Source organism: Streptomyces sp. NPDC107471, assembly GCF_055582845.1.
Map to the genome: position 1 here is coordinate 566,329 of NZ_JBVJPC010000005.1, position 13,020 is coordinate 579,348.

Below are 13,020 nucleotides of genomic sequence, written 5' to 3' on the forward strand. Positions count from 1 at the left end.
CGGCGGTCTCAACTGAAGATGATCATCGAGCCCTGGGCGAGGCTCCGGGTCGCCGCCGCGTGCAGCCCCAGCCAGACATGGCGTTCGCGGGCGAAGGGGCTGGGGTCGTACGGCGCGGGGACGGCCGGCTCCTCCAGCTCCGTCGGGGCGCGCGGCGGCTCCGGGGGCGCCGGCGGATTGGCCGGATCGATGCCGATCACCGGGGCCACGAACTCCAGTTCCCGCAGCAGCGCCTGCGAGGACCCCAACGGGCCGCCGCCCGCGAGGAGTTCGTCGTTGGCGAGAGGGTGCGGGAAGTCGACGGGGACGTACGCGCCCGCGTGGTCGTAGTGCCAGACCAGATGCGACTGCTGGGCCGTCGTCTCGAACATCTCCAGCAACTGCTCGTAGTCACCGCCCAGTTCGTCCACCGGGGTGACCGGGAGCCCGCAGACCTGGAGCAGGTAGGCGCGCCGCAGGAAGTGCAGGGCGTCGTAGTCGAAACCGGCCACCGGGGCGACCTCGCCGGACAGTCCCGGCATGTACTGGTACACCGGCACCGGCGGCAACCCGGCCTCGGCGAGCACCTTGTTGTATTGCGCGAGTTCCTCGGCGAACGGGTTGTCCGGGGTGTGGCACAACACGTCGACGAGCGGGACCAGCCACAGGTCACAGGCCAAAAGACAGCTCCTCGGATACGCGCGGTACGCGGATGTCGTCACACGGTGGTCAGGGAAGGGTAGTCGCTGGGATCCCCGGACGGGGCCCCTTGTGCGGGTCGTGGTGGTCCCTTACCCGTGCCGGGGGCCGTCAGTCGGCGGTGAGGCCCTCGATGAGGGTCAGATAATGGCCGTTGTAGGCGGTGAGGAGCGCGCGGGCGGTCCGGGTGTCCCGGTCGTACAGGGCGTCGGCGACCTCGGGGTGCCCGGACCACAGGCTGCCGCGCAGATCGGTGAGCCGGCGCAGGTGCTGGACCGTGCACACCCAGGTCTGCACGCGCAGCCGGTGCAGGAAGTCGGCGAGGTAGGGATTGCCGAACAGGACGCTCAGTTCCCGCCAGAAGCGCAGGTCGTAGCCGATCAGCACGGTCAGGTCGCCCGCGGTGGCGGCCCGCTGGGCCTCCTCGCCACGCCGGCGTACGCCCGCCACGGCCGCGGCGGTACGGGGTTCGTCGAGCTCCTGGAAGATGCGGTGGCCGGCGTCGAGGGCCTGGAACATACCGTCCGTGACCAGGCTGCGGGCCTCGATCATGCCGCGGAAGTCGGCGAGGGAGTACTCGTGCACATGGAAGCCGCGGTGCTGGTCGGCCTCCAGGAGCCCCTGCGCGGACAGGTCGACGAGGGCCTCGCGGACCGGGGTCGCGGAGACGCCGTACTGCTCGGCGATCTCCTTGACGGTGAACTCCTGCCCCGGCTGGAGCCGTCCGGCCAGTACCTCGTCGCGCAGCGCGTCCGCGATCTGCTGCCGCAGCGTACTGCGGGTGACGGCACCGTTGCCGCTGCTGCCGGGCATGGTCGGGGCGCCTCCCTCGCGCAGGTGCAGATGGCGTGCTCGTACATATGTCTACGAGCACGCCACCTTACGCGTTCGAAGGCGCCGGGGGTTTACTCCGTGTACTCGTCGGCCACGGAGAGCGCGGTGTCCAGGGCCGCGAGTCCTTCCTTGAGTTCGGCCTCGCTGATGTTGCACGGCGGGACCACGTGCGTCCGGTTCATGTTGACGAACGGCCAGAGGCCCTGCTTCTTCGCGGCGGCCCCGAACGCGGCCATCGGGGCGTTCGCCTCGCCCGCCGCGTTGTAGGGCACGAGCGGCTCGCGGGTCTCCTTGTTCTTGACGAGCTCCAGGGCCCAGAACATGCCCACGCCCCGCACCTCGCCGACGCTCGGGTGCCGTTCGGCGAGCTCCGCCAGCGCCGGCTCCAGGACGGCCGTGCCGAGGTTCTTGGCGTTGTCGACGACGCCCTCGTCCGCCATGACCTTGATGGTGGCGACGGCGGCGGCGCAGGCGAGCGGGTGCCCGGAGTAGGTGAGCCCGCCGGGGTAGGGCCGCTTGCCGAACGTCTCGGCGACGGCCCCGGAGATGGCGACCCCGCCGAGCGGCACGTACCCGCTGTTGACGCCCTTGGCGAAGGTCATGAGGTCGGGTACGACCCCGAAGAGATCGGCGGCGAACCACTCACCGGTGCGCCCGAACCCGGCCATGACCTCGTCCAGGACGAAGACGATGCCGTACTTGTCGCAGATCTCGCGGACCCCGGCGAGGTAGCCGGGCGGCGGCACCATGATCCCGGCGGTGCCGGGGACGGTCTCCAGGACGATCGCGGCGACGGTGGCGGGACCCTCGAAGGTGATGGTCGTCTCCAGGTGCTCCAGCGCCCGCGCGGTCTCCTGCTCCTCCGTCTCGGCGTAGAAGCGGGACCGGTACAGGAAGGGGGCCCAGAAGTGCACGACGCCGGCGGAGGCGCTGTCGGAGGCCCAGCGCCGCGGGTCGCCGGTGAGGTTGACGGCCTGCTGCGTACCGCCGTGGTACGAGCGGTAGGCGGAGAGCACCTTGGGCCGCCCGGTGTGCAGCCGGGCCATCCGCACGGCGTGCTCCACGGCGTCCGCGCCGCCGTTGGTGAAGAAGATCTTGTCCAGGTCGCCGGGCGTCCGCTCGGCGATCAGCCGGGCCGCCTCCGACCGTGCCTCGATCGCGAAGGCGGGCGCGAAGGTGGTCAGGTGTGCGGCCTGCTCCTGTATCGCGGCGACGACCTTCGGGTGCTGGTACCCGATGTTGGTGTAGACGAGCCCGCTGGTGAAGTCGAGGTAGCGGTTCCCGTCGTAGTCCCAGAAGTACGAGCCCTCCGCACCGGCGACGGCGAGCGGGTCGATGAGCTCCTGTGCGGACCAGGAGTGGAACACATGAGCACGGTCCGCGGCCTTCACGGCGACGCCGACCTCGGGGTGTGGCTGAGGGGTCATGCGAGCGAGCGTAAATGTCCGCGATACGGAAACGGAATCGGCGTCCTGTCTGTGGACGGGGGCTTTCCGCGACAGGTTGTCCAGGTTCCAGGATTGACAGCCTGCTGTCGAAATGACAGGATACTGTCATGAATACCAAGCCTGTGCACCACGCCGTGTACGACACCTACGCCGACTGGGAGACGGGCCATGCCACGGCCTACCTCGCGCGTGCCGGGTACGGGATCCGGACGGTCGGGCCGTCGTGCGAGCCGGTGACGTCTATCGGGGGTCTGCGGGTGCAGCCCGCGTGCGCCCTGGGCGACGTACGGCCCTCCGAGAGCTCCCTGCTGATCCTGCCGGGCGCCGATCTCTGGGACGCGGGCGACGACCTCGCCCCCTTCGCCCGCAAGGCACGGGAGTTCCTCGACGCCGGGGTCCCCGTGGCCGCGATCTGCGGGGCCACCGCCGGGCTCGCCCGCGAGGGGCTGCTCGACGACCGGGAGCACACCAGCGCCGTGTCCTTCTACCTGGCGGCCACGGGCTACGGCGGCGGCGAGCGGTACGTCGACGCGGACGCCGTGACCGACGGCGTCCTGGTCACCGCAGGCCCCACCGAGCCCGTCGCCTTCGCCCGGGAGGTCTTCCGGCTGCTCGGGGTGTACGAGGGCGAGGTGCTCGACGCCTGGTACCGGCTGTTCCACGACTCCGACCCCGAGGCGTACGCCGTGCTGGAGAAGGCGGCCGCGCAGTGAGCCGGGAGCGGCAGGACCTGCTCAGCCGCAGCGCGCTCGGGGTGTTCCGGCTCAACGGCCAGTTCCTCGCCGTGGCCGAGGAGCTGGCGGCCCCCGCCGCGCTCACGGCCGCCTGGTGGCAGGTGCTCGGCGCGGTGCTCCCGCGGCCGCTCCCGGTCGCCGGGATCGCCCGCGAGATGGGCATCACCCGGCAGAGCGTGCAGCGGATCGCCGATCTGCTGGTGGAGCGGGGGCTGGCCGAGTACCGGCCCAACCCCGCCCACCGGCGGGCCAAGCTCCTCGCCGCGACCGGGGAGGGGCTGGCCGCCGTGCGCCGGATCGACCCGGGGCACGCGGCCTTCGCCGACCGGCTCGCCGAGGCCTTCGGGGAGGACGAACTCGCCGAGGCCGTGGGGGTGCTGGAGCGGCTGTCGAAGGTGCTCGACCAGCTCTCGACGGGCGGCGCACCGACGTAGACACTGGTCTTCTGTCGCGCAGGTGTGCGGGCGCGCGGTCTCGGGGGAGGGCCTGCGATGGAGGAACACGGCGCCGCCGACCCGGCGGACGGCGAGGGGCGGGGGCATGCCCGGGAGCGGCGGTCGCCCGGCACCTATCTGACGCCGTACCCGTCCGAGCCGGGACCGGCGGCGGGGGACCGCAGCCGGGCCGTCACCCTCGCGCTCCTCGCGGCCGCGCTCGTGGTGGCGCTGGGCGCCGGCGGCACGGTCTACGCCGTCCTGGACGACGAGGGCCCCGGCACGGCACCGACGGCCCCCGCGGTCTCGCCCTGAAACCCCCTTCCGCGTACGGCGGTTGAACGCCCGGCGAACTTCGCCCCGCCGGCCCGCCGGGTCCGCTCGCACAGCCGTACGGTGGTCGGACGAGCGAACTGCGGGAGTTGCGGGGGCACCCACAGTGGAGTGGCTGAGCGCGGAGAACTTCGTGGCGGTGGGGACCGCCGTCCTCGGTGTCGTCGCGTCCGGGGTCATGGTCTGGTACGAGCGCCGGGTCCCGCGCCGCAAGCGCATCGGGTACCGCGTGCAGATGGACAACCCGATCGGCGACGACGTCCGAAGTGGCCGGGCCAACGTGCGGCTCGGGCTCTTCGACGAGGCCCCGGACATGTCGGACGCCACCCTCGTCCTCCTGCGCATCGAGAACGACGGCTCGCAGGGCATCGACCGGGACGACTACACGGGCCCCGAACGGCACGGTCTGACCGCGGTGTTCAGCGACCGGACCGTCCGCGGGGTCTCGGTCACCCAGCCGGTCGACACCGACCACCTCATGGACCACTTCACCCCGGAACGGGGCTTCGGCTACGAGGGCAACCGGCTGCGCGTCCCCCGCGTCCCCCTCAACCGCGGCGAGCACTACAAGCTCCTCGTGCTGCTGTCCGGCGGTGACGTGGGCCGTCCGATCCGGATGACCGGCGGCCTCCGGGACGGCGAGGTGCACCCCAACCGCAGCGCCACCCCGGACGAGATCCCGCCCGTCCTCAGCCCCGCGGCCCGCATCTTCACCGGCCTGCTCACCCTCTCCGTCCTGGTGCTCGCCACCATCGTGGTCGCCCGCGACGACACCCCGCCCCCGCTGGGCTGCGAGACGGGACACCTCACGGTCACCGGCTCCACCGCCTTCGCCCCGGTCATCGAGACGCTCGCGAAGGAGTACGAGAAGGACTGCGCGGGGGCCGACATCACGGTCGAGGCCCGCGGCAGCGAGGCCGGGGTGGCCGGGCTCGCCGCCACCGGTGCCCGTTCGGCGAAGGAGGCGCGGTCCGTGATCGCCTTCTCGGACGGCCCGATGGGCGACCGGCTGGGCCTGCACGGCGAGAAGACCGCCCTGTCGGTCTTCACCCTCGTCGTCAACGACGGCATCGATCTCGGGGCGCGCGGACTGACCCGGGCCGAGGTGGAGCGCCTGTACCGGGGCGAGGTCAGACGCTGGAAGGACCTGAACGCCGGCCGCCCCGCCGGGCTCCCGCGCCTGCCCGACCTGCCGGTCGTGCTGGTGAGCCGGGACGCCTACTCGGGGACCCGGCAGATCTTCCAGGAACAGGTGCTGGCGGGGGCCTGGGAGATGACCCCCACGACGTCCCTGGACTGCGACCCGCTGAGCGACAGGGCGGTGGCCGCGGCCGCCCGCCCGGCCGTCACCCGCTGCGAACTCGCCTCCACCGAGGACGTGTTGGACAAGGTCGCGGCCCAGCCCGGTGCCCTCGGCTACAGCGAGCTCACCCTGGCCGCCGGCCACAAGGGTGTGCGCCGGGTGCCGCTGGGCGGCGCGGTGGCCTCCATCGAGCATCCGGAGCGGTACCCCTACCGGGGGGTCGAGTACGCCTACACCTACCGGTCCCCGGCCCCCGGTTCCCTCGCCGCGGGCTTCCTGGCCTACCTCGACGAGGGCACGAGCCAGGACGTGATCAGGGCGCAGGGGCATCTGCCGTGCGGGCGGGCGGCGGGGCTGTGCGACTGACGGGTCGCGTCCCGGGGGCGGGCCCGAGCCGGTTCAGCGGGGCTCCGGCGGACGCTGGCGGGGCATGTTCGGGCGGGCCGGCGGTCCCGGCGGGAGCGGGAAGCGGCCCTGGGCGCCCCCCGGGTCCTGACGCCCCCCGGACGTGACCGCGCCCTGGATGCCCATCGGCGCGGACCCGTTGCGGAACTCCACGATCCAGTCGGCCGTCTCCACCCGGATCAGCTCCGTCACGTCCTCCGAGAACCGGCGCAGCACACCCAGGCAGCGCTCGGTGGCCTCGGCGGCTGTGCCCTCGGTGGGGCCGAGCACCTCGCGGACGCTCTCCGAGGCCCAGTCGAACTGCAGGGCCTGGAGGCGGCGCTGCACGGCCTGCGCGGTGGCCACGTCCCTTATCCAGCCGGAGGTCACCCCGAAGAAGCGGTCGACGGCCACGCAGGCCACCGCGAGGAGCAGGGCGAGATAGCCCCAGGGCGCGGCCCCGGCCCCCACCACCCCCGTCAGCCCCAGCAACGGCAGCACGGCCCCGGTCACCGCCCCGGCCGCGGCCCCGGCCCGCAGGGCCCGGGCACAGCGTCGTTTCCCCACCCGGTCCGCGAGATACCAGGACGCCGTCGCCAGCGCCCCGTGCTCCACCCACCGGTACAACTCGTCCAGCCGTACGGCGGGCTCGCCCCAGTCGCCGAGCGGAAACGTCCGCCCGGCCAGATCGGCCCGTCCGTCCTGAGGCGGGCCCTCGGGCTGCATCTCCGGCTGACCCACCCGGCGCTCCCTACTGATCGGTCACCCTGCGTGACGCCTGATGCTGATGTGCGGGGATCCTTCCTACCGCCCAATGGGTGGCGAAGGGGGTGCTTTGCTCGCTTTTCCGCTCGGAAGAGGGCCTTGATCAGGTATAGGACTCCAGGTCGACTCACTCGAAAGAGTGCTGCGGCGACGCCCGTCCCGACCACGTAGGCTCGTGCCAGGGAGGAAAAACCTCGCCCACGAAGCTGTACGGACACAGGAGCTGATCGTGATCCCCGGTGGTGGCCAGCCCAACATGCAGCAGTTGCTCCAGCAGGCCCAGAAGATGCAGCAGGACCTGGCGAACGCGCAGGAGGAACTCGCCAGGACCGAGGTCGACGGCCAGGCGGGCGGCGGTCTGGTGCAGGCCACCGTCACCGGCGCCGGCGAGCTGCGCGCGCTGAAGATCGACCCGAAGGCGGTGGACCCGGAGGACACCGAGACCCTCGCCGACCTGATCGTGGCGGCCGTCCAGGCGGCGAACGAGAACGCCCAGACCCTCCAGCAGCAGAAGCTCGGCCCGCTCGCCCAGGGCCTCGGCGGCGGCGGCAGCGGCATCCCCGGCCTGCCCTTCTGAGGGCCCGTCTTCCGGAGTCGGGTGTCGGCCAACTAGCGTACGTATCGCAAGGAACCCCAGGAAGGACGGCAGTCCGTTGTACGAAGGCGTGGTCCAGGACCTCATCGACGAACTGGGGCGGCTGCCCGGCGTCGGTCCCAAGAGCGCCCAGCGGATCGCCTTCCACATCCTGCAGGCGGAGCCGACGGACGTACGCCGGCTCGCGCAGTGCCTGATGGAGGTCAAGGCCAAGGTCCGCTTCTGCGCCACCTGCGGCAACGTCGCGCAGGAAGAGCTGTGCAACATCTGCCGCGACCCCCGCCGCGACCTCTCCGTCATCTGCGTGGTGGAGGAGCCGAAGGACGTGGTCGCGATCGAGCGCACCCGGGAGTTCCGCGGCAAGTACCACGTCCTGGGCGGCGCGATCAGCCCGATCGAGGGTGTAGGACCCGATGATCTGCGCATAAGAGAACTGCTGGCCCGCCTGGCCGACGGGACGGTCACGGAGCTGATCCTGGCCACCGACCCGAACCTGGAGGGCGAGGCCACGGCGACGTACCTCGCCCGCATGATCAAGCCCATGGGCCTCAAGGTCACCCGCCTGGCCAGCGGCCTCCCGGTGGGTGGCGACCTGGAATACGCGGACGAGGTGACCCTCGGCCGCGCCTTCGAGGGGAGACGACTCCTAGATGTCTGACGCCACACTGCACGCGACCGCCCCGGACCCCGACGACTTCGCGGTCCAGATCGCCGACCAGGTCGAGAGCTTCCTGGTGGCCGTCATGGAGGTGGCCAAGGGCGACGAACCCGACTCGGCCGTCCCCTTCCTGCTCCTGGAGGTCTCCCAGCTCCTGCTGGCCGGCGGCCGGCTGGGCGCCCACGAGGACATCGTCCCGGACGAGCGCTACGAGCCCGACACGGGTCCGGACGCCGACGTGGACGAACTCCGGGAGAACCTGGCGCGGCTGCTGGACCCGATCGACGTCTACTCCGAGGTCTTCGACCCCTACGAGCCCCGCAAGGCGCCGGTCCCGGCCCGGATCTCCGACGACCTGACCGACGTCATCACCGACCTGCGCCACGGCATGGCCCACTACCGCGCGGGCCGCACCAGCGAGGCCCTGTGGTGGTGGCAGTTCTCGTACTTCTCCAACTGGGGCTCCACCGCGTCCGCGACCCTGCGCGCCCTCCAGTCGGTGGTGGCGCACGTGCGCCTGAACCAGCCGCTGGAGGAACTGGACGGTCTCGACACCGACCAGGCGATCGGCGACGAGACGCTGGAGTTCGAGGCGGGCAAGGTGATGGTGGAGGAGATCGCGGGCCCGCTCGGGCTGCACCCCTCCTGAGCGTCCCTGAGCAGGGGTTCCTCGCCGTCGTGTGACGCGAGTCATACAGGCGGGTTTCGAGAACGGCGTAATGCGCGGGCACCTGGGGTGGTCTCAGTGCTTGACGGCCACACCCGGCCCGCGCCCCCGCCCTCTTGGAGCCCCTCATGCACGTCACCCTCCAGCAGCCGACAGGTGCCCGCCTGATCACGGCCACGGACCAGGAGATCGCGATCCCGGCGACCCTGCGCTACACCTCCGCCGACCCGCTGGCCGTGCACATCGACTTCCCGCCCCATGTCACGGTCGACGGCGAGGTCACGACGTGGACCTTCGCGCGTGTCCTGCTCGGCGAGGGGCTGCGCACCTCGGCCGGCATCGGCAGCGTCCGCGTCCGTCCGGCCGGCCCCGTCCACACCTGCGTCGAGTTCCGCACCGACCAGGGCGTCGCCGTCCTCAGCTTCACCACCGCGGACCTGACCCGCTTCCTGGCCCGCACGTACACGGTCGTCGCCCCGGACGAGGAAACGGTCGGCGCGGAGCTGGACCAGGGGTTGGTGGCGCTGTTCGGGGGCCGGGTGTGACGGGTGCGGCGGGCTGTCACGCCGTAGGGCGTCGGGCGCTCACAATCCCGGCGCTCACAGTCCCCACAGCCCCTTGCCCACGGCTGTGATCCCGCCCGTCAGGGCCAGGAGCAGGACGAGCAGGCGGGACCGGTTCTCCGGGATGCGGGGGGCGAGCCATCTGCCGGTCAGAGAGCCCGTGGCCATCGCCGCGCAGACCAGGAGCCACTGGGTGCGGCTCAGCCCGGGCAGTCCGTTCGACGCCACCGAGAACGCGTTCACGATCACGCCGTAGAACATCGCGTTCGGGACGAACTCCCGTACCGTCCAACCGGCGTTGACGGCGTAGAGGGAGAACGGCGGGCCGCCCACCCCGGCCGCCGAGTTCATGAACCCGCCTGCCGCGCCCGCGAACACGGCACCCCGGGTGCCGTCCAGTGCCGCCGCCCGCGCGCCCCGCATGACGAGCAGGACCGCCACCGTCACCAGGGTGCCCATGACCAACAGCAGCCAGGGCTGGGGGAGTCGGCGGGTCACCCAGGTGCCCGCCGGGACCGTGCAGGCCGCCGCGAGGCAGAACGGGAGCATCGCCCGGGCTCGCACCCGACGCAGGCCGCCCGCCAGTCCGACCAGACAGATCACCCCGGCCGCGCAGTTGGCGAGGACCACCCCCTGCGCCGGGCCGAGGAGGAGCACCAGCGCGGGCACCGAGACCAGGGCGAACCCCATCCCGGTGAGCCACTGCACGCAGGAGCCGAGCAGCACGAGCCCGGCCAGCAGCACCTCGGCCGTCACCGTCATGCCCACCTCACTGTCAGCACTTCACAGCACAGCCTCTCACCGCACCGGGGCACCACAGGGCCGTGTGACGCGGTGCACTTTTCCCGAGGTGCGCAGTTGGGCATGCGCTGACCTGGGCGTCCGAATCTCACGATGCGATACCGCGGAGGTGGAATTCGGGCGCTCGGTAAACTGAGCCGACACACACGGACTGAGCGAGGAGCGCACGTGGGCCTTGTCGTGCAGAAGTACGGAGGCTCCTCCGTAGCCGATGCCGAAGGCATCAAGCGCGTCGCCAAGCGAATCGTCGAAGCGAAGAAGAACGGCCACCAGGTGGTCGTCGTCGTTTCCGCGATGGGCGACACGACGGACGAGCTGATCGATCTCGCCGAGCAGGTATCTCCCATGCCTGCCGGGCGTGAGTTCGACATGCTGCTGACCGCCGGGGAGCGGATCTCCATGGCGCTGCTGGCCATGGCGATCAAAAACCTGGGCCACGAGGCCCAGTCCTTCACCGGCAGCCAGGCCGGCGTCATCACCGACTCGGTCCACAACAAAGCCCGGATCATCGACGTCACGCCGGGCCGTATCCGTACGGCCCTCGACGAGGGCAACATCGCCATCGTCGCCGGCTTCCAGGGCGTCAGCCAGGACAAGAAGGACATCACCACGCTCGGCCGCGGTGGCTCCGACACCACCGCCGTGGCGCTCGCGGCCGCCCTCGACGCCGAGGTCTGCGAGATCTACACCGACGTCGACGGCGTGTTCACCGCCGACCCGCGCGTGGTGAAGAAGGCGAAGAAGATCGACTGGATCTCCTTCGAGGACATGCTGGAGCTCGCCGCCTCCGGTTCGAAGGTGCTGCTCCACCGCTGTGTGGAGTACGCCCGCCGCTACAACATCCCGATCCACGTCCGGTCGTCCTTCAGCGGACTCCAGGGCACATGGGTCAGCAGTGAGCCGATCGAGCAAGGGGACAAGAAGGTGGAGCAGGCCATCATCTCCGGTGTCGCGCACGACACCTCCGAGGCCAAGATCACGGTCGTCGGCGTGCCGGACAAGCCGGGTGAGGCCGCGGTGATCTTCCGCACGATCGCGGACGCCGAGATCAACATCGACATGATCGTGCAGAACGTCTCCGCCGCCTCCACCGGGCTGACCGACATCTCCTTCACGCTCCCCAAGGCCGAGGGCCGCAAGGCCATCGACGCCCTGGAGAAGAACAAGTCGGGCATCGGCTTCGACTCGCTGCGCTACGACGACCAGATCGGCAAGATCTCCCTGGTCGGCGCGGGCATGAAGACCAACCCGGGCGTCACGGCCGACTTCTTCACCGCCCTGTCCGACGCCGGTGTGAACATCGAGCTGATCTCGACCTCCGAGATCCGCATCTCGGTCGTCACGCGCGCCGACGACGTGGCCGAGGCCGTCCGCGCCGTGCACAGCGCCTTCGGGCTCGACTCCGACAGCGACGAGGCCGTGGTCTACGGAGGCACCGGCCGATGACCGTACGTCCGACGCTCGCGGTCGTGGGAGCGACCGGGGCCGTCGGCACGGTCATGCTCCAGATCCTGTCCCAGCACGCGGACATCTGGGGCGAGATCCGACTGATCGCCTCCCCCCGCTCGGCCGGCCGCAAGCTGGCCGTGCGCGGGGAGCAGGTCGAGGTCGTGGCCCTGTCGGAGGAGGCCTTCGACGGGGTCGACGTCGCCATGTTCGACGTACCGGACGAGGTGTCCGCACAGTGGGCGCCGGTCGCCGCCGCCCGGGGTGCCGTCGTCGTGGACAACTCCGGCGCGTTCCGGATGGACCCGGACGTGCCCCTCGTCGTCCCCGAGGTCAATCCGCACGCGGCCCGGATGCGGCCCCGCGGGATCATCGCCAACCCCAACTGCACGACCCTGTCCATGATCGTGGCCCTGGGCGCGCTGCACGCCGAGTTCGGGCTGCGGGAGCTGGTGGTGTCCTCGTACCAGGCGGTGAGCGGTGCGGGCCGGGCGGGCGTGGAGACCCTGCGCCAGCAGCTCTCCCTGGTCGCCGGCACCGAGCTCGGCACGCACCCCGGTGACGTGCGGCGGGCCGTGGGCGACAACACCGGGCCGTTCCCGGAGCCGGTCGCGCTGAACGTCGTGCCGTGGGCCGGTTCGCTGCGCGAGGACGGCTGGTCCTCGGAGGAGATGAAGGTGCGGGACGAGTCCCGCAAGATCCTCGGTCTGCCCGCACTGCCGGTCGCCGTGACCTGTGTGCGGGTGCCGGTGGTCACCGTGCACTCCCTCACCGTCCACGCCCGCTTCGAGGGCGAGGTCACCGTCCGCAAGGCGCGCGAGATCCTCGCGACCGCCCCCGGGGTCGTCCTCTTCGACGATCCGGCGGCCGGGGAGTTCCCCACCCCCGCCGATGTCGTCGGCACCGATCCCACCTGGGTCGGGCGGGTCCGGCGGGCCCTCGACGACCCCACCGCGCTGGAACTCTTCGTGTGCGGCGACAACCTGCGCAAGGGCGCCGCGCTCAACACCGCGCAGATCGCGGAGCTGGTGGCGGCCGAGTTCCGGTGACCCCGTCCCGCGGCGAATCTGCTGTACGCAGTTGTGCCTACGGGAAAACTCCTGGCCACGGCCGGAAGCCTTTGTAGGATCTGTGTGCGACATGTGGTGCGACTAATGGTCCGTACCACTTGATCCCGGCGCTCGGACGTCCGAAGATTTTCCTCCCCGCTCTCCGCAACCGCGCGAAGGGCGGGGAGCGTCTTTGCGAACGCCCTTTCAGGGGTGCGGGGATGCGTGCGAGGCGTGGGGACGCCTCGGTCATTCAGGACACAGGGGAAGAGCGGGTAGGCATGAGCGCGTTTGACGCACGGTCAGTTGTGCTGCCTGAGAGAAGATG

General features: G+C 71.3%; 15 protein-coding genes. 10 read left to right on the forward strand and 5 right to left on the reverse strand.

Features of this window, described 5'->3' with window-relative positions; all coding sequences use genetic code 11:
- Positions 1-8 precede the first annotated feature (8 nt).
- From ACZ66S_RS20065 to ACZ66S_RS20075, 3 genes are all read right to left on the reverse strand, one after another.
- A complete protein-coding gene (locus tag ACZ66S_RS20065; protein WP_053849031.1) occupies positions 9-659 on the reverse strand; it encodes a hypothetical protein in 651 nt (216 codons plus the stop codon).
- 130 nt (positions 660-789) lie between these two features.
- Complete coding sequence (locus tag ACZ66S_RS20070) at positions 790-1,491, reverse strand: GntR family transcriptional regulator (protein WP_469902838.1); 702 nt, start codon at positions 1,489-1,491, stop codon at positions 790-792.
- A 92-nt stretch (positions 1,492-1,583) separates the two neighbouring features.
- A complete protein-coding gene (locus ACZ66S_RS20075; RefSeq protein WP_469902839.1) occupies positions 1,584-2,939 on the reverse strand; it encodes an aminotransferase class III-fold pyridoxal phosphate-dependent enzyme in 1,356 nt (451 codons plus the stop codon).
- Between the two features lie 128 nt (positions 2,940-3,067).
- Between ACZ66S_RS20075 and ACZ66S_RS20080 the strand changes: the two genes are divergently transcribed.
- The 4 genes from ACZ66S_RS20080 (at position 3,068) to ACZ66S_RS20095 (ending at position 6,130) form a co-directional block, all read left to right on the forward strand.
- Entirely contained in the window at positions 3,068-3,673 is a 606-nt protein-coding gene (locus ACZ66S_RS20080) for a type 1 glutamine amidotransferase family protein (RefSeq protein ID WP_469902840.1), read from the forward strand.
- A complete protein-coding gene (locus ACZ66S_RS20085; RefSeq protein ID WP_469902841.1) occupies positions 3,670-4,128 on the forward strand; it encodes a MarR family winged helix-turn-helix transcriptional regulator in 459 nt (152 codons plus the stop codon). The genes ACZ66S_RS20080 and ACZ66S_RS20085 overlap by 4 nt, the downstream gene beginning before the upstream one ends.
- Before the next feature lie 57 nt (positions 4,129-4,185).
- The gene (locus ACZ66S_RS20090) at positions 4,186-4,443 is read left to right on the forward strand and encodes a hypothetical protein (RefSeq protein WP_469902842.1); all 258 of its coding nucleotides are present in this window, start codon (positions 4,186-4,188) and stop codon (positions 4,441-4,443) included.
- 124 nt (positions 4,444-4,567) lie between these two features.
- A complete protein-coding gene (locus tag ACZ66S_RS20095; protein ID WP_469902843.1) occupies positions 4,568-6,130 on the forward strand; it encodes a PstS family phosphate ABC transporter substrate-binding protein in 1,563 nt (520 codons plus the stop codon).
- A 33-nt stretch (positions 6,131-6,163) separates the two neighbouring features.
- Here the strand turns inward: ACZ66S_RS20095 and ACZ66S_RS20100 are convergent, their stop codons facing one another.
- The gene (locus ACZ66S_RS20100) at positions 6,164-6,889 is read right to left on the reverse strand and encodes an SLATT domain-containing protein (RefSeq protein WP_469902844.1); all 726 of its coding nucleotides are present in this window, start codon (positions 6,887-6,889) and stop codon (positions 6,164-6,166) included.
- Positions 6,890-7,142: 253 nt separating this feature from the next.
- On the opposite strand from ACZ66S_RS20100, the gene ACZ66S_RS20105 reads away from it, so the two are divergent.
- The 4 genes from ACZ66S_RS20105 to ACZ66S_RS20120 all read left to right on the forward strand — a co-directional run bounded on the left by ACZ66S_RS20105 (position 7,143) and on the right by ACZ66S_RS20120 (position 9,378).
- Entirely contained in the window at positions 7,143-7,490 is a 348-nt protein-coding gene (locus ACZ66S_RS20105) for a YbaB/EbfC family nucleoid-associated protein (RefSeq protein WP_030667858.1), read from the forward strand.
- 76 nt (positions 7,491-7,566) lie between these two features.
- Positions 7,567-8,166 (forward strand): recombination mediator RecR, encoded by a 600-nt coding sequence (gene recR / locus ACZ66S_RS20110; protein ID WP_007383602.1) that lies wholly within the window; start codon positions 7,567-7,569, stop codon positions 8,164-8,166.
- Positions 8,159-8,815, forward strand: a complete 657-nt coding sequence (locus ACZ66S_RS20115; protein ID WP_469902845.1) for a DUF5063 domain-containing protein — start codon at positions 8,159-8,161, stop codon at positions 8,813-8,815. The genes recR and ACZ66S_RS20115 overlap by 8 nt, the downstream gene beginning before the upstream one ends.
- A 146-nt stretch (positions 8,816-8,961) precedes the next feature.
- Entirely contained in the window at positions 8,962-9,378 is a 417-nt protein-coding gene (locus tag ACZ66S_RS20120) for an SsgA family sporulation/cell division regulator (protein WP_469902846.1), read from the forward strand.
- Positions 9,379-9,432: 54 nt separating this feature from the next.
- Here ACZ66S_RS20120 and ACZ66S_RS20125 read toward each other — a convergent pair whose 3' ends face one another.
- Entirely contained in the window at positions 9,433-10,158 is a 726-nt protein-coding gene (locus ACZ66S_RS20125) for a sulfite exporter TauE/SafE family protein (protein ID WP_469902847.1), read from the reverse strand.
- Between the two features lie 207 nt (positions 10,159-10,365).
- Between ACZ66S_RS20125 and ACZ66S_RS20130 the strand changes: the two genes are divergently transcribed.
- Both ACZ66S_RS20130 and ACZ66S_RS20135 read left to right on the forward strand, forming a co-directional pair.
- Positions 10,366-11,643 (forward strand): aspartate kinase, encoded by a 1,278-nt coding sequence (locus ACZ66S_RS20130; protein WP_037717902.1) that lies wholly within the window; start codon positions 10,366-10,368, stop codon positions 11,641-11,643.
- Positions 11,640-12,692 carry an aspartate-semialdehyde dehydrogenase gene (locus tag ACZ66S_RS20135; RefSeq protein ID WP_469902848.1) on the forward strand — a complete coding sequence of 351 codons (1,053 nt, stop codon included), beginning with the start codon at positions 11,640-11,642 and terminating at the stop codon, positions 12,690-12,692. The genes ACZ66S_RS20130 and ACZ66S_RS20135 overlap by 4 nt, the downstream gene beginning before the upstream one ends.
- Positions 12,693-13,020 lie beyond the last annotated feature (328 nt).

Coding starts and splice junctions, on each gene's coding strand:
- ACZ66S_RS20115 (WP_469902845.1), top strand. CDS start 8,159: ATGTCTGACGCCACACTGCACGCGACCGCCCCGGACCCCGACGACTTC.
- ACZ66S_RS20135 (WP_469902848.1), top strand. CDS start 11,640: ATGACCGTACGTCCGACGCTCGCGGTCGTGGGAGCGACCGGGGCCGTC.
- ACZ66S_RS20125 (WP_469902847.1), bottom strand. CDS start 10,158: ATGACGGTGACGGCCGAGGTGCTGCTGGCCGGGCTCGTGCTGCTCGGC.
- ACZ66S_RS20090 (WP_469902842.1), top strand. CDS start 4,186: ATGGAGGAACACGGCGCCGCCGACCCGGCGGACGGCGAGGGGCGGGGG.
- ACZ66S_RS20120 (WP_469902846.1), top strand. CDS start 8,962: ATGCACGTCACCCTCCAGCAGCCGACAGGTGCCCGCCTGATCACGGCC.
- ACZ66S_RS20070 (WP_469902838.1), bottom strand. CDS start 1,491: ATGCCCGGCAGCAGCGGCAACGGTGCCGTCACCCGCAGTACGCTGCGG.
- ACZ66S_RS20080 (WP_469902840.1), top strand. CDS start 3,068: ATGAATACCAAGCCTGTGCACCACGCCGTGTACGACACCTACGCCGAC.
- ACZ66S_RS20075 (WP_469902839.1), bottom strand. CDS start 2,939: ATGACCCCTCAGCCACACCCCGAGGTCGGCGTCGCCGTGAAGGCCGCG.